Annotated in this window: 15 protein-coding genes and 2 pseudogenes; 6 read left to right on the forward strand and 11 right to left on the reverse strand. The window is 60.0% G+C overall.

Annotation, left to right across the window (positions count from 1 at the left end; translation table 11 throughout):
• Positions 1–124 precede the first annotated feature (124 nt).
• Positions 125–760, reverse strand: a complete 636-nt coding sequence (locus tag B0G76_RS28920; RefSeq protein ID WP_120295508.1) for a response regulator transcription factor — start codon at positions 758–760, stop codon at positions 125–127.
• On the reverse strand, positions 757–2,247 hold the full coding sequence (locus B0G76_RS28925; protein ID WP_259460752.1) for a sensor histidine kinase: 1,491 nt from the start codon (positions 2,245–2,247) through the stop codon (positions 757–759). The genes B0G76_RS28920 and B0G76_RS28925 overlap by 4 nt, the downstream gene beginning before the upstream one ends.
• Positions 2,248–2,952: 705 nt before the next feature.
• On the opposite strand from B0G76_RS28925, the pseudogene nhaA reads away from it, so the two are divergent.
• Together nhaA and gltS are read left to right on the forward strand one after the other, a co-directional pair.
• Positions 2,953–4,132, forward strand: a pseudogene (nhaA, locus tag B0G76_RS28930) (Na+/H+ antiporter NhaA).
• A 24-nt stretch (positions 4,133–4,156) separates the two neighbouring features.
• On the forward strand, positions 4,157–5,359 hold the full coding sequence (gene gltS / locus B0G76_RS28935; protein ID WP_120295509.1) for a sodium/glutamate symporter: 1,203 nt from the start codon (positions 4,157–4,159) through the stop codon (positions 5,357–5,359).
• Positions 5,360–5,418: 59 nt separating this feature from the next.
• Here the strand turns inward: gltS and B0G76_RS42580 are convergent, their stop codons facing one another.
• Positions 5,419–6,030 carry a DUF1566 domain-containing protein gene (locus tag B0G76_RS42580; protein ID WP_147394100.1) on the reverse strand — a complete coding sequence of 204 codons (612 nt, stop codon included), beginning with the start codon at positions 6,028–6,030 and terminating at the stop codon, positions 5,419–5,421.
• A gap of 334 nt (positions 6,031–6,364) precedes the next feature.
• On the opposite strand from B0G76_RS42580, the gene B0G76_RS28945 reads away from it, so the two are divergent.
• Positions 6,365–6,667, forward strand: a complete 303-nt coding sequence (locus B0G76_RS28945; protein ID WP_120295511.1) for a tyrosine-type recombinase/integrase — start codon at positions 6,365–6,367, stop codon at positions 6,665–6,667.
• Between the two features lie 361 nt (positions 6,668–7,028).
• Positions 7,029–7,247: a hypothetical protein gene (locus B0G76_RS28950; protein ID WP_120295512.1), complete on the forward strand. Its 219-nt coding sequence runs from the start codon at positions 7,029–7,031 to the stop codon at positions 7,245–7,247.
• 166 nt (positions 7,248–7,413) lie between these two features.
• Here B0G76_RS28950 and B0G76_RS28955 read toward each other — a convergent pair whose 3' ends face one another.
• The 3 genes from B0G76_RS28955 to B0G76_RS28965 form a co-directional block, all read right to left on the reverse strand.
• Positions 7,414–8,934: an indolepyruvate oxidoreductase subunit beta family protein gene (locus tag B0G76_RS28955; protein ID WP_120296899.1), complete on the reverse strand. Its 1,521-nt coding sequence runs from the start codon at positions 8,932–8,934 to the stop codon at positions 7,414–7,416.
• 14 nt (positions 8,935–8,948) lie between these two features.
• Entirely contained in the window at positions 8,949–11,132 is a 2,184-nt protein-coding gene (locus B0G76_RS28960) for an indolepyruvate ferredoxin oxidoreductase subunit alpha (protein ID WP_120295513.1), read from the reverse strand.
• A gap of 169 nt (positions 11,133–11,301) precedes the next feature.
• A complete protein-coding gene (locus tag B0G76_RS28965; RefSeq protein WP_120295514.1) occupies positions 11,302–12,081 on the reverse strand; it encodes a cyclase family protein in 780 nt (259 codons plus the stop codon).
• Positions 12,082–12,444: 363 nt separating this feature from the next.
• On the opposite strand from B0G76_RS28965, the gene B0G76_RS28970 reads away from it, so the two are divergent.
• Complete coding sequence (locus tag B0G76_RS28970; RefSeq protein WP_120295515.1) at positions 12,445–13,137, forward strand: GntR family transcriptional regulator; 693 nt, start codon at positions 12,445–12,447, stop codon at positions 13,135–13,137.
• Positions 13,138–13,319: 182 nt separating this feature from the next.
• Here B0G76_RS28970 and B0G76_RS28975 read toward each other — a convergent pair whose 3' ends face one another.
• From B0G76_RS28975 to B0G76_RS28995, 5 genes are all read right to left on the reverse strand, one after another.
• On the reverse strand, positions 13,320–14,723 hold the full coding sequence (locus B0G76_RS28975) for an amino acid permease (protein WP_120295516.1): 1,404 nt from the start codon (positions 14,721–14,723) through the stop codon (positions 13,320–13,322).
• Positions 14,724–14,760: 37 nt separating this feature from the next.
• Positions 14,761–15,900 carry an aminotransferase class V-fold PLP-dependent enzyme gene (locus B0G76_RS28980; protein WP_120295517.1) on the reverse strand — a complete coding sequence of 380 codons (1,140 nt, stop codon included), beginning with the start codon at positions 15,898–15,900 and terminating at the stop codon, positions 14,761–14,763.
• Between the two features lie 36 nt (positions 15,901–15,936).
• Positions 15,937–17,007: a porin gene (locus B0G76_RS28985; RefSeq protein WP_120295518.1), complete on the reverse strand. Its 1,071-nt coding sequence runs from the start codon at positions 17,005–17,007 to the stop codon at positions 15,937–15,939.
• Between the two features lie 106 nt (positions 17,008–17,113).
• A complete protein-coding gene (locus B0G76_RS28990; RefSeq protein ID WP_120295519.1) occupies positions 17,114–18,274 on the reverse strand; it encodes a pyridoxal phosphate-dependent aminotransferase in 1,161 nt (386 codons plus the stop codon).
• Between the two features lie 97 nt (positions 18,275–18,371).
• The gene (locus tag B0G76_RS28995) at positions 18,372–19,106 is read right to left on the reverse strand and encodes an HpcH/HpaI aldolase/citrate lyase family protein (protein ID WP_147394101.1); all 735 of its coding nucleotides are present in this window, start codon (positions 19,104–19,106) and stop codon (positions 18,372–18,374) included.
• A 662-nt stretch (positions 19,107–19,768) separates the two neighbouring features.
• Here B0G76_RS28995 and B0G76_RS29000 point away from each other — a divergent pair.
• Positions 19,769–19,855 (forward strand): annotated as a pseudogene (locus B0G76_RS29000) (DDE-type integrase/transposase/recombinase); the annotation flags it as partial.
• Positions 19,856–19,914 lie beyond the last annotated feature (59 nt).

Consider the following 19,914-nt stretch of genomic DNA (forward strand, 5'->3'; position numbering starts at 1 on the left):
TCGCATCCCCCCAAACGCTAGACTACGAGAGAAAGTAGGTGGGTCGATAGTGGACTTTAGTCCCATGCGCTCATTGCATGGGCCCGGGCAGCAGGCATACCGGTATTCGCTCGAGCGCGAGCGTTTAGCAGTGCGACGCTCGATCGATCGGAGCGGAGAGGCCCAATTTGTCGGCGGCGTGCACGAGTCCGGCGAGCGATGTGACGTCCATCTTCTCCATTACGCGTGCGCGATGGGTCTTGATGGTCTTCTCCGCGATGCCCAGTTCAGAGGCAACCTGCTTGTTCATCAAGCCCCTGACGACCAGCACCATCACCTCCCGCTCTCTCGGCGTTAGCCGGTCAAGATTGGCACGAATGGCATCCAGCTCGGTGCGGGTTTCCTGCGTGCGTATGGCCCCATCCAGCGCCTGCGCGACCGCCCGCAGCAAATCCGCGCCGTTCACCGGCTTCGGAAAGAAGTCGGTGGCACCGGCCTTCATCGCGCCGACGGTCATTTCAATGTCGCCGTGACCGGTGATAAAGATGATCGGCAGCCGGGCGTTCAGTTTCCGTTGCAGCTCAAGGCCGCTTAAATCTGGCAATTGAACATCGAGTACGAGACACGCCGGGCACGCAGCGAGCGAAGCATTGTCAAGAAATTCGCTCGCCGAGCCGAACAGGTCGACCTCGTACCCAGCAGAGCGGATCAGACGTCCCATCGCCCGGCGTACGGAATCGTCATCGTCAACCACGAACACCCGGGGCGCAGGTCCGTTCATGACAGTTGCTCCGAGCGGCCTAACTCTGCCCCGCCCTCCGACGGTAAAACGACATGAAATGTGGCGCCCTTGTCCACGTTGTTTTCAGCCCAGATCCTGCCGCCGTGCATGTCGATGATCGAGCGACTAATCGACAGTCCCAGGCCAAGGCCGTGGGGCTTTGACGTGAAGAACGGTTTGAAGATCTTGTCGAGCTTGTCGATAGTCAGCCCATGGCCACGATCATGTACCGCAATACATACCATCCCGTCCCGGTCTGATTTGACCGCCAGACTCACGACACGATCAGCAGAGGGACAATCGTTCACAGCGTCGAACGCGTTGAGCAGGAGATTGAGCACGACCTGTTGCAACTGCACCCTGTCGCCGCGAACCGCCGGCAGATTCTCGCGGGCATCGAGCGTAACGCGAATCCCGCGTACGATCGCATCACTGTGAACCAGAATCACCACATCGCGCAGGACGCCGGCAAGATCAAGGGGGCCCAGTTCGAGTTCATCTTTCTTGACGAAGGCACGAATGCGGCGAATAACCTCACTCGCCCGACCGCTGTCCTCAACAATGTCCGTCAGGATTTCGCGGACCTCCGCGAGGTCGACGGCGTCGTCGGCCATGAATCGTTGCGCCGCCTGGACGTTGCTCAGGATCGCGGTCAGCGGCTGGTTCAGTTCGTGCGCGAGAGAACTCGCCATTTCGCCGAGCGTCGACACGCGCGTCAGGTGAGCGAGTTCCTGCCGGTTTCGATGTAGCTCGTATCGTTCGGTTCTATCGACAACAACCATAAGCGACGCCGATTCACGTTCGAAGCGAAATGTATTGAGCACAAGTTCCACCGGGAATTGGGTGCCATCGCGTCGCCTTGCGAACAGGTCTTGCGCAGGACCACACGCTTTTTCCTGCAATGATCTGAATAATTCTCCACTTGATGCACGACCACTATCGGCATGCCGTACGGGAACAAGCAGGTCGACGGGTGCCCCGATCAGATCCCCGTGTTGGTAACCAAAAAGCATTTCAGCTTGTCCGTTGGCCAGCACCATCCTGCCGTGGCGGTCCACCACAAGAATGGCAATCGGCAACGCCTCCCAGGCAGCACTCAAGCTGACCAGATCGGCTCCGGCCGCGCGGCTTCGCCTAAGCCGCCCCGAAAGCAAGCGGATAATTCGGGTTGGGATAGCGATACGAGACAGAGCGGTGGATGATTGTGCCGCTAGCGGCGCGTGGCATGGTGAGTCGCGTAGTCCCCTGTCGGCATCAGGCCGCCATGCATTGGAAAGTACCGGGAATGGCATCCATGCGTCTCTCGGCGGTCGGTACGAGAGCACATCTTTGCCCTTGAACTGCGCAGCGGCGCGGTGAAAATTGAATCGCGGGACAGCTTGCTTCGTCGATGTATCGGCACCGACTACAAGCCGCTGGGTGCGCAGTTGCCTCGGAAATCGCAAACCATGAAGAGCAGCCACTGCGGCAGACACAACCTTGGTCATGGCACGGCGCTCCTCTCTTGAACAGCACCTGGCGAACCGCTGGGTTCGCGCTTCGCTGGTACCAAAACGCCTTGGCCGTCAGCTCTGAATCAAGCGTGACGCGAACAACCGTTGAGGGTAGAACCGGGGTAATTTCACCCGCAGTGCCTCGGTAGCAACGACCGGGCAGGCGCTCACCACCGCACCGCAGTCCAGTAACATGTACGCAATCCTAGGTGTTGTCGAGGCATTAGTAAACGTAGGTAAACCTGCACCGCGCTTCATCGGGAGCCATCTTACAGCTCGCAAAACTGTCTCCCCCAAACGTATTATGCAAATATGGGGAACCGCAGCTGACGCCGCGCGAACTGGAGGGTAAGTCGGCCGGACCAAAAAAGGGGCCGCGCCCGGGAAACGCATTGCCGAGCGATCTCGCATGATTTGCGCATTCTCTTCATCGCAAACGGCAAAGCGACTTCCCTTGCGTCGCACGCACAGTGTAGCGTTCTGAATGATGAGTTCTGGAGCAACTAAGCCGTTTCTATGAGACCAAGGTCCAATAGTCAGCCATTGCAGCGGTGATAGGCTTGATATGCGCAGTGCAATCGACTGAAAATCACTGACCTACGCCGCTCGCTAACGTCGGCTGGAGTCCTGAAGCGCTGCTCTACTGACAACGGGACGGCCATCGTGATCGACAACGCGATTCAAAAAATAACCGACGGCATGTCCGACTTCCTCAAGCTTGAATCAGCGGCTGGCCTGCTGCTCGCGGCCGCGGCAGTGCTTGCACTAATCTGCAGTAACACGCCACTTCAATCAGCATACGACGAGATTCTGAAAACTCCGGTGGAGATGCGTTTCGGCTCGTTCGCCATCGCCAAACCGTTACTGCTCTGGATTAATGACGGTTTTGATGGCAATCTTCTTCTTTCTCGTAGGACTCGAGGTCAAGCGGGAGGTCATTGAAGGGGAACTGTCAACTCTCGCACAGATCGTGTTGCCAGTCGTTGCCGGAGTAGGCGGAATGGTAGTGCCCGCGCTGATCTATTTCCTCATCAATCGCGACAATCATGTGGCGTTAAATGGCTGGGCTATCCCCACCGCTACCGACATAGCGTTCGCCCTTGGAATCCTCTCTCTCCTCGGCGGCCGGGTTCCGGTGTCGCTGAAGATTTTCCTGACCGCCGTGGCAATCGCGGACGACCTCGGCGCAATCGTCATCATTGCGTTGTTCTACACTGCCGATCTTTCGGTGCAAATGCTGGCTTTCGCGGTCGTGGCGATAGCGGTACTGATCGGCTTGAACCTTCGCAAGATCACACGAATTGCACCGTACGCCATTGTGGGCGTGATCCTGTGGGTATTCGTGCTGAAGTCCGGCGTCCATGCCACGCTCGCAGGCGTTGCAGTTGCCTTCGCCATCCCGTTGAAAACGAAAAACGCGCGAGGCCACGCCCCTTTGCATGAACTCGAGCACAGCCTTCATCCCTGGGTGGCCTTCGCTGTCCTGCCTATTTTCGCGTTCGCCAACGCGGGCGTCTCATTCGCTGGTGTAACGATCGCAGCGCTGACCGAGCCGCTGCCGCTCGGGATCGCCGCAGGGCTCTTCCTCGGCAAGCTTCTTGGCGTTGTCGGCGCAAGTGCGATCCTGATTCGGCTCGGGCTAGCCAGGCTTCCGGACGGAGCAGGATGGCTTCAACTCGCTGGCGTGGGCGCTCTGTGTGGCGTCGGCTTCACCATGAGTCTGTTCATCGGCTCCCTCGCTTTCGAAGGCCCTGAATATTTCACGCCACTCCGGTTGGGCGTCATCGCAGGTTCAACACTTTCAGGCGTGACGGGTTATCTGTTGCTCAAATTCGCGCCGAGTAGCTATGTGACGCCAAAAATGTCCGAGTCTGACTAACCGATCTCGTGACCGGAGAAAAACATGCTGAGGCTCGACACGCTGGAAACGCTGATGGCGGCTGCGCTCGTGCTTCTGCTTGGAAGGCAGATCCTTGCGCGGACCAGTTTACTGAGAACTTACAGCATTCCGGAACCTGTCGTCGGGGGCCTGCTCGTTGCCCTGCTTGCGTTTGCGCTGCGCAGCACGCTCAAGATAGAAGTGCATTTCGATACGACGCTTCAGGCGCCCCTGATGCTCACTTTTTTCGCGACGATCGGTCTTAACGCAGATCTGGCGGGACTGAGAGCCGGCGGTCGGGCGCTGCTGGTCTTTCTCGGCGTGGTGGTCGGCTTGCTCGTGATGCAGGATGCGCTGGGCCTCGGACTCTCCTGGGCCTTGGGGCAAGAACGACTTCTCGGCCTGCTTGGCGCGTCGGTAACGCTATCTGGCGGACACGGGACCGGTGCAGCATGGGCCAAGGTATTCGCGGAGCGCCACGGGCTGGAGTCGGCAACGGAGATTGCAATCGCCTGCGCCACATTCGGACTGATCCTCGGTGGACTGATCGGCGGGCCGGTCGCGCGCTTCCTCATTACACGTTACGGTCTTGCACCCACCAAGAAAACCGACGTCCCGATTACAAGCGGGTTCGAGCAGCCTAAAGCTGAGCGACTGATCACGGCAGAAATTCTCATCGAAACGGTTGCGCTGATTTCCGTCTGCCTCGCCGTCGGCTCCGCACTCGCAAACTGGTTGACCGGCACTGCCTTCGAGTTGCCCACGTTCGTGTGTGTGTTGTTTGTCGGCGTGATTCTCCGCAATGGGCTCGCGGTAGCCGGCTTGTATCAGGTATTTGAGCGCGCGGTGTCGGTACTTGGCAACGTAAGCCTCGGACTGTTTCTCGCGATCGCGCTGATGAGCCTGCGCCTGTGGGACCTTGCATCGTTGGCGCTGCCGCTTCTTGCGATCCTGGTCGTGCAGGCACTCGCCATGGCCGCGTACGCCATCGTTGTTACTTTCCGCGTGATGGGCAGCAACTATGATGCTGCGGTCCTGGCGGCCGGACACTGTGGTTTTGGCCTGGGTGCTACCCCGACTGCAATCGCCAACATGCAAGCCATTACGGAGCGCTTCGGACCCTCCCATCTGGCCTTTCTGGTCGTGCCCATGGTTGGGGCGTTTTTCATTGACATCGCCAACGCAATCGTCATCAAGCTGTTCCTGCTGCTTCCCATCTACGGATAAAGCGGGACTCCACCGCCCTGGCAGCAAAAAACCCGAACCCGCGAAGCGCGGCAAAAGCATCAGCGAACGCAGGAAACGTAGCTCAATTGCGAATAGCTACGAATGCTGACCCGACCGGTGCCAAGGTCGGCGACCTCGCGGTGGCCCCTTCCGGCAAACGTATTTGACCAGTAGACGCTGCCGCCGCCCCAGCCATACAGACCGCCTGAATAGCGCGAATCGTTTTTGGGTGCGACGATTGCATATCCGCTCCCTGTAGCGGCATCGTTAGCCTTGTTGGCGTAGGCATACAGGGCCTTGAGTTCTTCGACCGTCGGCAGCCGCATGTGAAGATACGTGCAGTGGTAGAGCGCGTCATGGTAGTCGTACCGCACTACCCGCGCTCCGTTGTAGGGATCAGGGGGACCCATCTTCGCGCGTGAGACCTTGCTTTCCGATGGATAGACGCGGGCTGGGGGACGGCGAAAACAGGTTCTATCGTGAGAGAAAACCGTCGTACCGCCGCCGACCATTGGATGGGCTCCTTTGGGTATGCATATCTCCTCGCTCGTGACGATCTCGCCGGTTTGTTCCGCTGCGCGGGAACAAACCGGGCTCACAACCAATGCAGCAGCTAGCAACGCGCGAAGCTGCGTGAATAGCGAGTTCCACTTTTTTCCGGTGAAGTTCATAGGAGTCGAAAAAACTGAGGTCATGATGATCGAGTAGACACACCCTGCTCGCAAGCCGAACTTTGCCTGCAGAAGCACTATCGCCGCCTCAACTCACTCTGACAATGGGACTTTGGACCTACACCACTCTGAGGCCGGTCGGACGGCGAGTATCGGCGCGCAGATGACGCTGGCGCGAAACCCGTCAAATCCGTCAAATTCGGCGCGAGGAAGGCGTTCAAGGCCGGTGTGATCGGCTGGTAGAAAAATAAGCGTCCCCGTCGCTCTGCATGCGGCTCATGCGTGCGTCGCTGTGAGCCACCCTCGAAAATTCGCCCTCCAGAAGGACCATGGCATGCAGTACCTGCTAAACAAGCACCACAAGGCCGCGTGTGAAGTTTGCCCGTCATTGAAGCAGAAACGGGTCACTGTCCACTGTTTAAGACACACCATGGCCATGGACCTTCTGCAACAAAGCGTTCGTCGCTCGGTCATCGCGTTACGGCTCGGGCATGAATCTGTGGAAACCACGGAGATCTATGTCGAAGCGACTCTTGCGATGAAGGAAGAGGCCCTTGAAAAGGCCACTCCGCGACCCGGAAGGCCTGGACGCTTCAAGCAAACAGACGAGCTCCTCGACTTTCTGAACAGTCTTTAGCCCCTTCAAATTATGTCGGGTAATCGCTCGAGTACATCTGCTTTACGACCCACAATCTTTGGTCGATCCGTAGATCCCAATCGTGTAACCCGACATAATCCGGAGGGGTAAATAATAGCGCAGGATCTGCGCCTCGAGTTCGACTCCGATGGTCATGGGTCACTTGTGTAGTGAGTAGCAGTCCGAATATCACGGAAGACCCGACGGCGAAGTGGACCTAGGCGTAGGAAGCCCGCACAGACGCAGTGGCAGAAGTGGCAATGCTCAGGCACAGGTGTGGTGTGCGTGGATACCGCTGCTGTGGCCGATGTCGTCGAAGTCGGTCTCAGTAAAGCATCGGCGGCAGGCTCAGCGGAACCCCATGCGTCACTTTATTGTTGCGGCTGCGATAGCGGCGCATCCGTTCGGCGTGCGCAAAGCGGCCGTGGCGGGTGCGCTGGTAGCGTTGACCCGCCACACGCATGCTGGCTTGATGGGCGAGCAACGAACAGTCGCCGTCGCATTAGATCTGGCCGCGGTCGCAACGGCGGCAAACGATGACCTGCGCCCGGCAACGGGCGCAGACAAAGAGGCGGGCTGAGCTCGGCACCAACAGTCCCCGCCCCGGATTGCCGCTCCAATCTTCTTTCAAACTACTTTTTACTTTTATCGCGTGTTGACGACGAGGTGAGTCCGCAAACCGGCGCGAACTCAGTCAGGTAATTGAAGTGTTTTGAATTACGCTTCACCTCAACTCCGACGGTCTCCTAGATCAGCGCATGCTTGACAAGCAGCGCTCGCAACGCATTCCCATGCTCATCGGCGAGCGCCGCTTTACGCAAGTCGCGTAATGTTGAAGGCGCAAGCATGGCGCCGGCCCGCCCTACCGCCGCCATCAAGGTCTCGTAGTTCTTCAGGCCGCGTGAGTGGGTATCGCTGTATCCCTTGACCAATCCCTGGCACTGCGCAACTTCTATCGCCAGCACCGGGTTGCGTCGAGCCGCGACAATCACATGCTGTAGCCATTCTTCGATGCGCGCATTCTCCAAAGCATAGCGAAGCGTGACGCGGCGCCAGCGGCGCGCGCGTGACAGCGCGTAGAGCAGAAGGTAGCCGCGCAGCGAACTCGTGGTGACTACGCGTCCGGCGCTCGTGACACGGCGCACGATCCGGTTTGCAAGATGCGGTCGCATCAGCCATCGGCCAAACTTCACGGGCAGGGTCTCGCAGATTTCTTCCAGACGCGGATGCATGAACTCGTTGATTGCCAGCAATTGCTCCGGCTGGATACGCACTTCGTCACGCACACGCTCAAAGCGGGTACCGCGCGTCTTCAGATCAGCCACGCGGATGGTGTCCTCGTAGGACATCCACAACGCCAGATGGCGCGCGGTTTCACGTAGCAGGTCCACATCTTCGTGCGTCAGCGATCGGCGCACAGCACTGAGACGATCCAGATACAGGCCCGCATAGGCGAGGTCCTGGTAGTCGATCAGGCGACGCACACCCTCCACGACGACCGGCTGGACCGCCATGGGCAACTCGTCACGTACGCGTTGCAGCACTCGCGCTACGACCGGATCACGCGGACTCGGCTCGCAAGGGCTGGCCGGGGCATCGACGACCGGCTTCCCGTCTGCCTCGGCAGTGCTATACGCCGTAGCGAATGCCCTCAGGCTCGGCGCGACGCCGACCCCGCCTCGCTCGATGGTCGCTTCGAACTGCAAACGGCTAAATGGCAGCACGCCCGTCCCCGCCAACGCGCCGAACAGCACGGCGCTGATCACGCTACCGGCGGCCTCAGCGGCAGCCGCCATATCGAAGCGCACAAAACGTTTCGCCGCCTTGCTGGCGTGCGCAATCAATGCGCCGCTCTCCACGCGGCCATCGCCCATAGCCGACTTCTCGGCGATCGAATAGACACGGTGCGTGGATGCGACTAGCGTGGTGCGCTCCGGCGTGACAAAGCCGCGTTGTACCGCGCGTCCGGCCTCCATCAATTCGGAAGCCAGCACGACGTCCACGTCACCGGGCGCGGGCATCAACGCCAACACCGGCAAGCGGCCGCTGCGCTCAGCCGCTTCGCGTGGAAACAGCTCGACATAGTAGATGGTCGCGCCGGTGCGTTGAGCGACGCCCGGCACCGAGGTCGTCTGCGCAATCCAGCCGTTGTGCTCGCCCATATCGACGATCCAGTCGGCCAGCACGCCGCCCCCCTCCCCGCCCATGGCCAGGATGGCTATCTTGATCGGTTTTGCTTTCACGGTTGAAGTAGTCGAGTCGCTCATGGTCAACATGCGGGTCAAAATGCGGTTAGAGCGCGGCGTGCGGCGTCGCGCTGCTGCAGCCAGCCGATCACTCCATTGCGCAGTCGCTGTCGCAACCGGTCCCACCGAGTGGGGTTAGTGACGATCTGCGCACGATAGAACGACGGACACAGGACAGCCGCATGCGACACCTCGCCGCACAGGCCACAGCCCACGCAACTGTCAAGCACGGCAGCCACCGGATCGGTGCGCAGCGGATCGGGATTGGGTTTGATCGTCAGCGACGGGCAGCCCGACAAACGGATGCAGGAATGATCGCCGGTGCAGGTGTCGGAGTCGATGCCAAAGCGCTCGCGAACCGCGCGTTTGCCCGCGGCAATTGCCTGACGCACCTTGGGTTTCTCGCGCCGCTGCTTGTTGAGCATGCATTCGCTTTGGGCAATCAGTACCTTCGGCCCCTTGGCACCGGTGGTGAGCGCGTCTTTCAGCGTCGACATCATGGCCTTGAGGTCATAAGTGTGGCGGATGGTCCGCACCCACTTGACACCCACCCCGCGCACGGCGCCTTCGATCGCATGGCCGGTACTGCGCGCCGGGTTCAGCGCGGTCGACGACAGGATATCCTGCCCTCCGGTCGCGGACGTGTAGCTGTTGTCGACCACGATGGTCAGGTTGTCGCTCTTATTGAACACCGCGTTGGCGATGCCGCTGGTCAAGCCGTTATGCCAGAAGCCACCGTCGCCCATCACCGAAATCGCGCGCTTGCCCGCGGACGCATTGAGCGCCGCCGCGCTGGCGCTGCCCAACCCATAGCCCATCGTCGTGTTGCCCAGGTTGAATGGTGGCAGGATTGAGAACAGGTGACAGCCAATGTCAGCGCTAACGTGGTGCGGACCGAGTTCGCGCTCCAGCAGCTTCATCGCCGTGAAGATCGGCCGCTCCGGACACCCGGTGCAAAAACCCGGCGGCCGGGCCTGAACGCTCTCGTCGACCGGCCGCTCTGCGGCATCGCTATCGGGCCCCGCGCCGGTCACGTCCGCAACCACCGGAATGATTTTGCGTACGGGTGCAGGCTGCGGCAGCGGCTCGAGCCTGCCATACCGTTCAAGAAAAGCGCGCAGGCCCTTCAGGAGGGTGGCGGTGTTGTATTCACCGGCCAGCGGCAGCATGTCCTTGCCATGCAGCGCGGCCACGGAACCCAGCTGACGCAGAATGCTGGCCGCGTTCTGTTCGACGAAGTTGGGCTGGCCTTCCTCGATCACCAGCACAGCACGCTTACCTTCGCAGAAACGCTGCCACTCCGAATCGATCAGCGGATAGGCAACGTTCATGACATACAGCGGAATCTGCGACTCGCCAAACACGTCGGCCAGGCCAAATTGCTCCAGGGCGCGAATGACCGTGTTATAGCTCCCGCCCTGTACGGCGATGCCGATATCGTCCGCGTCGGCAGCAAAGAACTCGTTGAGCTGGCGGTCCTCGATAAACTTCACCGCGGCAGGCCAGCGCTGGTTGATCTTCTCCTGCTCGTGCAGGAAGCTGGCCGGCGGTAGCACGATACGGCTGACGTCACGCGCCGGGTTCTCCAGCGCATCCCGGATCGAGAATGTCGAGCGACGATTGTCGGACGCGACGAACTGCCCGTGCACATGGCAGGCTCGCACGCGCAATTGCAGCATCACCGGCGTGTTGCTTGCCTCCGACAGATCGAAACCGTTCTTCACAGCCTGCACGATGCACGGGAGATTAGGACGCGGATCAAGCAGCCACATCTGCGATTTCATCGCAAACGCATGGCTTCGCTCCTGCATGATCGACGAGCCTTCGCCGTAGTCCTCACCGACGATAATCAGCGCGCCGCCGGTCACACCGCCGGACGCGAGATTGGCCAATGCGTCCGAGGCCACATTGGTGCCGACTGTCGCCTTGAAGGTCACGGCACCGCGCAACGGATAATTGACCGATGCGGCGAGAGACGCAGCCGCGGTCGCCTCACTGGCACTGTTCTCGAAACGGATGCCGTTTTCGGAGAGGATATCTTGCGCGTCGGCCAGCACATCCATCAGATGCGAGATTGGCGAACCCTGATAGCCCGCAACATAGGCTACGCCGGATTCCAGCAGTGCCTTGGTTACGGCAAGAATGCCTTCGCCGCTGAATACATCGCCTGCACCAAGGCGCAACTTCTTGACTTCTTCTGCAAATGACCGCTCAGCCATTACCTTCCTTCATCATGGTCTGGCTGCCCGGGGCTAACTTTCGCCATTCCGGCCGCCAATAAAATCGGGTATTTGAATCTCTGTCACGCAATGCTGTTGCACAGCAGCGACCCGTTTCGGTGCGTTTGACTGCGCCGACTTCTCACGTCTTTACGAGCGAGAAGTTCATTCAGTCAGCGATCAGCGCCAGCACGCGCAGCGGGCTCCCTGACCCACCCTGAATTTTCAGGGGTGCGGCCACGATCATCGCGCCACGAGGCGGCAACTGGTCGAGGTTCGTCAGACACTGCAACCCGTATCGGTTTGACCCGTGCATCAGCGTGTGGCACGGATAGGGCACCGGCCAGCTATACGATTGACCTGCATCCGTATTGATCGTCTCGACGCCGAACCCGTGCACTTTCCGCTGCTGAATCAACCACTCGACCGCCTCCTGGGTCGGCCCAGGTGTATGAGCGCCGTCCTCGCGCAGATTCAGGAATTCGACGGGATCGGTACGCTTCGACCAGTCCGTGCGCAACAACAGCCAGGCGCCCTCAGTAATGCGGCCATGTCTGGTTTCCCAGCGCTCCAGAAAATCGACTGTCAGCAACCAGTCCGGATTGGCCGCCACTTCGGCGCTGGCGTCCACCACCATCGCGGGCGCGATGAAATTTTTCGGGTCGATCGTATCGACTGAATTCTGGGTGTGGTCCTTGCCCGTGATCCAGTGCACCGGCGCATCGAAGTGCGTGCCGGTGTGTTCGCCGCACGAAAAATTGTTCCAGTACCAGCCCGGTCCGTTCTCGTCGTACTGGCTGATCTTCTCCATCTTGAATGCCCAGACCTGGCCGAATTCAGGCGGCAGTTGCAGTGCCGGGAATTCCGGCGATAGCGTCTGCGTCAGGTCGGCAGTCCGGACACGCCCGCTGACGAGATCTGCGGCGAGCTGTGCAAGGCTGGAAGTCATTGTTGAGGCATCCTGTGTGATCGGCGCGCGCCCTTTTCTGGCTCGAACCGCTAATCATCTAGTGAGATGTTGCTGGCGAATCACGACGCCCCTGGATCGGCCCATGGGCAAAAATTAAAAACTGAATTCAGAATATTATTTAAAGAAATAGATGTCAAACACCAACCTCAAAAATGCACAGCGTCCAGGGTAAACGTGGCCATACGCGCGACTTTCATGCCGGTCTGTTCGCCCGGATCAAGGCAGTGGCGAAGGACATGAATCCACGATACCGGCACCCGCGCGAGCCGCGCTGTCGCAAGGTAGAATGCCCTTACAATGAAATGAATTCTGAATGCCAGCTCGATTGGGAGGAAGCCACTGATGTCCGATGAAGTTGCGAAAGAGACGAAGCTCCCGCGGCGCACCGCGCTCAAGCAAACCACGTTGAGCGAGACCGTCTATCAGGAAATCCGCACACGGCTGCAACGCGGCGAAATCGCGCCGGATGATCGCGTGCTCGACTATGAGATTGCCGACGAATTCGATTGCACCCGCATGCCGGTGCGGCAGGCGCTGCTGCGCCTCGTCAACGAGGGTTATCTTGTCGGCACGACACGTGGCTTCGTGGTGCCGATACTCACGAACAGCGATATTCGCGAGATCTTCGAAATGCGACGCTTGCTCGAGCCGAGCGCTGCCGCAGGCGCCGCGGCGAACCTCACTGAGAAACAGGAAGCCGCACTCAACCGCGCCTACCGGAAAGCATGCAAGGCCTACGACAAGAACGACACGGTCACATTGATCGACGCCAACATCGAATTTCGTGACGTCTGGCTCGATGCCGTGCAGAACGCGAGGCTACAGTCAATGATCCGGCGTTTCGCCGATCATGCGCAGCAGGTGCGACTCAGCACCCTCAAGGATCGTAATACGCAGAAGATCGCTATCGAGGGCATGCAGGTGCTACTCGACGGTTTTACTAAGCGTGACCCGAAAAAGATCAGAGGCGCGATGCTCGAGTTCATTGTCAATGCGGAGGAACAGTATTTCGCATTGCTTGGCGGCGAGGACTGAGTCGATATTCTCCATGAGGGCATGTGGCGCGAGACAGCGCCCTTTGTGCTCACAGGGAATCGCCTGATCCGGCGAGCAAAATAACCGCGGCGCATGCACAGTGCGCATGCGCCGCGTTACCTCCGGGTACAGCTTATCTCTGACAAGCGCCGCGAGTTCGATTGGCGCAGCACTGCAAGAACTCAGGCACTCGCCGCCTTAGCGAATGCCGCTTGCGACAACCGCTTGCGGTAGATCAGATACACGGCCGACACGGCAATCAGCCAGGGCACACCGACGATCCACGAGATGTCCCAGAACTCGGTATCAAGGCCCATGGTGATCAGAATCGCGCTCAACAGGGCGATACCCGTAATCTGGGCAATCGGGAAGAGCGGCATGCGGACCGGCAGCTTGCGGCCTTTCCACGCTTGACGGAAACGCAAGTGCGTCACCAGAATCACGATCCACACGAAGATGCCGCCGAACAAGGCAATCCCGAACAGGTAGTTATAGGCAAGCGGGCTGAAGAAGGACACGGCCGCAGCCAGTAGCACACCTGCGCCGGAGATCAGCGTGGCCACGAGCGGCGTACCGTTCGCGGACAGGGTGCCGATCCAGCGTGGCGCGAAGCCACCTCGCGCCAGCGAAAACAGCGTGCGCGATGACAGATAGATGTTCGTGTTCATGCTGGACAGCGCCGCCGTGATCACCACGAAATTCATGATGCCTGCCGCGTGTGCAATACCCGCGTGAGCGAACAGCTTGACGAACGGACTTTGCTGAACCACCCTCGCGCCCGCCTCGGTCCACGGCAGATACGCGACCATGATGCCAAGCGCCAGGATGTAGAACAGCGTCAGGCGCAGCACCATCGAACGCAGTGCATGCGGGATCGCGCGCGATGGGTCCTTGGCCTCACCCGACGTCACAGCCACGATCTCCACGCCATAGAACGAAAAGATCGCCATCAGCACACCCATCCACACGCCGTGGAAACCGTGCGGCATGAAGCCGCCTGGCAAACCGGTCAGGTTATGCATGCCGACAGGCGGTGTACCGGTGCCAAGGCCGAAAACATGCGCAATGCCCACCACGATGAAAGCGATGATCGCGACGACCTTGGTCAAGGCGAACCAGTATTCGAACGAACCGAAATTAGTCACCGATCGGCAATTGACGTAAATGAGCGCCACGCCAAAGGCCATTGACCATAGCCACACGGGAATACCCGGAAACCAGAAGCCCATATAGACGCCGACCGCAATCGCTTCGCCGCCGACCGCCACCACTTCGATGACCCAATATGTGTACCGCACCACGAAGCCGACGCCGCGGTTCAGATACATCTCCGCATAGGTGCCGAACGAGCCGGCGGTCGGGTGCGCGACAGCCATCTCCGCCAGGCTGAAAACCATAATGACCGCAATTAGCGCCGCGATCGCGTAGCTGATCAGGACCCCGGGACCCGCATAGCCGATCGCTATGCCGCTTCCCATGAAAAGGCCAGTGCCGATCGCGCCGCCAATGCCGATCATTGTGATCTGCCGCTGTGTCAGGGCTTTATTCAAGCCGCCCTCACGTGAGGTAATGCTTGTCTCTTCCATGTCCTGGCTTCCTTGTTGTAGTCGCGATACGTCAGATTCAGGCTTCAGGTAGCAATGCCGATAGCTCGTCAAGCGCCTCGGCGGTCGTCAATACGCCGGGCGACATACGTACCGTCGTGCCGCGTGTGTCGACCAGGATGCCGTGCCGCGCGAGCCTCACTTCCAGTTCGCGCGGGTCGATGCGCGCAGGCAAGTCGGCCATTACGCTGCCGGCACGCTGCGCATCGTCGCGCGGCGAACGCAAGCGATAGCCTTTGGCGTCGATCATCTCGATCAACCGGTGCGACAGCGTCAGGTTGTGCGCGCGCAAACCGGCTGCGGCCGGCGACAAGCGCCACGCAAGGCCCGGCGCGGACGCCACGAACGGCAGAAAGGACGGTGTGCCGCTGTCGAAACGGCGCGCGCCAGAGGCGAGCGAAAAGCGCGTCAAATCCCAGTTGAATGGATCAGGCTGACTGAACCAGCCCTGCACCAAGGGTGCCAACGCCGAGTCGAGCAAGGCCGGGTTGAGATAGGCGAGCCCGGTGCCCGGCGCACCACACAGCCACTTGAGTGTGGTGCTGGCGGCGAAATCGACGGCTGGTCGTGCGACATCGAAATCGAAGATGCCGGCGCCCTGCGTGATGTCGACCGAGATCAGGCTGCCTTGTGCGCGTGCGTGAGTGGCAAGGCGCGTCAGATCGGCCCGCTTCGATGCGGTCGAGGTGACCCAGGTGACGATCGCCAGCGCAACGTCATCCCGCCAGCGCGCGATGAAGGCGTCGTCGCTCACGTAGGACTCGTTTTCTGCGAGCGGCACCGTATCGAGCGTGAAACCCAGCACCGGCTCCAGCCCACGCAGCATGAAATGCAGGCTCGGAAAGCAGTCCGCGGCGATCAGGATACGGCGCCCAGCCAGACGCTGGCGACCCAGTGCGCCAACGAACTTGGCGAACGCCTCGGTGACGTTTTCAGCAGCGAATACCGAATCCGTCGGTGCACCGATAAGCGTAGCCCACTGATCGAGCACTTGCTGACGCGCGGCCAACCCGTAGTCCCAACGCTGCAGATCAGGGCGGCACCAGTTCGATGCGAAGTTATCCAGCGCGGCGCGCACGGCGTCTTCCTGTCCGGGGAACATGCCGACGGAGTGATACAGCAGCCAACCTGCCCGACTGGATTCAGTGGGGTAGTTCATAAATTACGTTCCTTGCAAAAAAATAGCGGTCCCGAACTAGAAGCTCTGGCGGATACCCACGGCCACACCGGTCTGGTTGTCATTGCCCGGCAACTCGGTAAATGCGCCGCCCGTCACGCGGTTGTAGTCGACCGTGGCGTAGACCTGAGTGCGCTTCGACAGCGAATATTCAGCCAGCAGCACACCGGTGTAGCGCGTGCCTCCGTTGCCAGCGAGACCGTTGACGTTTTTTATGTCGTCGTAATAGAACGCACCAGTGATCGCGAGCGCTGGATTAACCTGATAGGACGCTCCAGTGAAGACTGTCATGTCTCTACGCAGGTTGGCCGCGAACGAGCCTGTCGTGACCGTACGGGTCGGATCGTTGAGCGCGCTGTCGATGAAACCGGTGGCGTCACTGCCGCCCATATAACCGAGGAACAGCGTGGCCGGCCCAATCCCGTAGTGTGCGCCTAGCCCCCACATGCGTTGCACGTTGTTGCTGAGGTCGCGCGCTTCCTGATACGTGCCGCCAACGCTGAGAGTGCCCATGTCATACGACGTGCGGACGCTCCAGTTGCTGTTCTGGCTGAAGCTGCCCGGCTGCTGGCCGAATCCATAGGTGGCGCCGAGATGGAGACCGCCGAAGTTGCCAGCGTAAGTGGCTGCATTGCTGATGCGGCCGACCGTCATAAAAAACGGCCATGAGTTGGCCGTGTAGTTGCCGACCGTCAGCGGATCGAACTCGCCGAACAGGTTGAATGCTTCGGTTCCCTGACGACCCAGCGTAAACGTGCCCAACCTGCCCGACAGACCAACATATGCATAGCGGCCGAAGAGGCTGCCACCCTGATCGAGCTGCCCCGTTTGCGGTTCGAAGCCGCTTTCCAGACGGAACACCGCTTTGAGTCCGCCACCGAGGTCCTCGTCCCCCTTGAGACCCCAACGGCTGTTCGTGATCGCGCCGTTCGTCAACTGCACGCTGCTGTTGTTTGCCGAGTCGGCGTTAGTCGTGTAGCGCACGCTCTGGTCAACGATGCCGTACAACGTAACGCTGCTTTGCGCCATGGCACTGCCGCTCAGAGAGGCACCCAGGATCGCCATCACAGCGTGAAATTTGCGTTGCATACTGCTCCTTTCCCTTTTCTTCGATTGAATAGCGCTCTCAGCGGCAAGCGCCGGTCTCCTGCGAGCGTGGGTACTGCACTGCAAAATCCGCGCGGCCGTGGCCGCGCTAGCGACGGCGGGTCACGAATGTCTCGAGCCGGTCCATTGCTTCGATCAAACTGGCTTCACTACGCGCGTAACAAAGGCGAATCTGCTGCGCCGACGTTTCGCCGAAGGCGATGCCCGGTGCGAGCCCCACCCCCGCTTCGCGCACGGCACGCTTGCAGAACTCAAGCGTGTCGGACACACCGTCGACACTGAACATCAAATAGAACGACGCATGGTTCGGCACCACCTCGACGCCGGGCAGTGCGCGTAGACGGTCAAGCGCAATCGTCTGGCCGACGCGGCAGCGCTCAACGAACGAGCGAACGAATGGCTCGCCCTCATTAAGGGCGACTACGGCACCCGCCTGAAGAAATGCCTGACCGCCGCTCGTGTTGAACTGGATCAGCTTCTCGAAGGTGTCGAGCATCTGGCGCGGATACACCATCCATCCCATGCGCCAGCCTGTCATAGCCCACGCTTTGGAAAAGCTGTTAATCACGAAGACGGGGTCATCCGGCGTCGCGATCTCCAGCATCGACGCCGCGTACGGGCGGTCATAGACAATGCGCTGATAAACCTCGTCGGCGAGGATGGCGATGCCGCGTGAACGTGCGAATTCGAGCAGTTGCCGCTGCTGCCCGTCTTCCAGCATCCAGCCGGTCGGGTTACCCGGCGACGCGTAGTAGATGGCTCGCGTGCGTGCGTCACATGCGTCGAACAGGCGCTGCAGATCGAGATGCCAGCCGTCGTCGCCACGGTTGAGCGGCACCTCGCGGACATGGCCGCCTGTCACGGTGACAGCGCGCAGGATGTTGGGCCACGACGGACTCACGCACACGACGTTGTCGCCCGGTTCAATGATGGCCTGCGCGATGAGCATCACCGCGTTCATGCCGGAGCTGGTAGCGGCGATGCGCTCGTCTTCGACGGTGACGCCGCACAGACGCGCGTAATAGCCGCCGATGGCGTCGCGCAGTTCGGGGATGCCGCGATTCTGCGAGTAAAAAGTCTGACCGGCAGCCAATGCACGGCTGGCCGCATCGCAGAACAGCTGGGGTGTCGGCAGGTCGCTTTCGCCGGCCCACAGACCAATGACGTCACTGCGTCCAACGCCAAGACGCCATACGTCGATGATCGGCGAATCCGGCATCGACAGGATCGCTTCTCTCGTGATGTTCATTGGGCCTCCAGCGAGTTCGTTTCAGGTAAGGGATGGCAGCAGTTCCCAGGCGAAACGCAGCCGGGATTCGGGTCAGAGTCGTCGTACTGTTCGTGTGTCATTGCGACACCTGCTTTAACGCCGACAGAAAACCTTGCTTGACCAGATCGATGTCGTTGGCGCACACGGCCATCTGGTATCCGTTCGCAAACGCCTGACGTGCTGCTTTTGCGTCGCGCGTGAAGATGCCACACGGCAAGTCGTGCGCCCGCGCTGCACGCAGGATCCGCTCGCAATCGCGGCCGATCTGCTCGTTATCCCCCTCGCGCGACAGGGACAGATCGCCAGTACCGATGAACAGGTAGTCAACACCCGGCACTGCGGCGATGGCCTCGACATTGTCGACGCCATGAGCAGTCTCGATCAGCATGCCGACCGCCACTTCGCGATCCGCAGCCAGCATCGCGTCGACACCAGCCAGCAGCGGCCGCACACCACCGGCAGAACGATTACCGAATGGCGGGTAGCGTCCGGCCGACACCGCGCGACGCGCGTCCTCGGCAGTTTCGATGAGCGGTACCAGCACTGACGCCGCACCCGCGTCGAGCGCCCGGGCGATGGCGTGCGGCGAATTCTCGGCGCAGCGCGCAATGACCGGCAACCGCGTGCCGGCGACGCCGATCGCCGCCTCCAGCGTGCCGCGGTCCCAAAGGCCGTGCTGGAGATCGAGCACCAGCGCGTCCGGTTTGGCAAAGGTCGCAAATTCCGCCATCGGCACACTTCCAAGTGCAAGCCATATGAGGTCAAGCGGCTTCTTACCTAGTAGGGCTTGCTTGAAAGACTGGAAAAGCATCGAAGACTCCTCGTCGGCGTGGGTGGCCCGCACCGGCGTTAGGTAATTGTATTTTCCGAATTCTGGATTCAGTTTGTCGAAACTGCGTTCAGACTAAGGAGGAAATATTTAGGTGTCAAGTATTTGTGCCGCCAGCGAGATTCCGCAGCTTTGGCCGCCGTGGACCGTGTGAAGGGCTGCCGGGTGTAACGCTGCCTATTGCACCTAGGGATGACCCTGAGAGGAGTGCATTCTTCATACAGAACTTGCTCGCGTAGCAACCGCTCTTTTTCCATGTCGGCTGTCGCTATGAGTTTGCCCTTTTATTGGACAAGAAACTGCCGGGAGTCCAGCTGGCTGAGCTGATGCGACAACGCGGGCGGAAACGTCGATAGACCTTAGGCAGTCTTATCGAGTTAATCACGTAGGAACCCTTAATATTCATGATGTGCACCTGCATTGCTTCCGCGATGCTCAGCGCGCTTTGATGCGCCACCTCGATAGTCGTGGCTCCGTCCCCGACAATTTCCCACGTGAGCGTGCTTTTGTGACAAAAACATCATCTTGGGATCACGTTGGGGATGGTTTTGATAATCATATAGCCGGCCTCCCTCCGTTGAGGTAGAACGGCGAGCGTAGAGTCGAGGTGCTAAAGCGCCTTCACTATCCGCTCGATGTGATGTCGACGGTGCAAACGGGCGGTCAGCAAGAGCTGGAGGATGGATGAGACCTACATTCGAATCAGGGGTGAGTGGCGGTATCTCTACCGACGGTTCTGATAATCATATAGCCGGCCTGCCTCCGTTCCATTAGAACGGCTGGCTCATAG

Source organism: Paraburkholderia sp. BL23I1N1, assembly GCF_003610295.1.
In the GTDB taxonomy this organism is placed as follows: domain Bacteria; phylum Pseudomonadota; class Gammaproteobacteria; order Burkholderiales; family Burkholderiaceae; genus Paraburkholderia.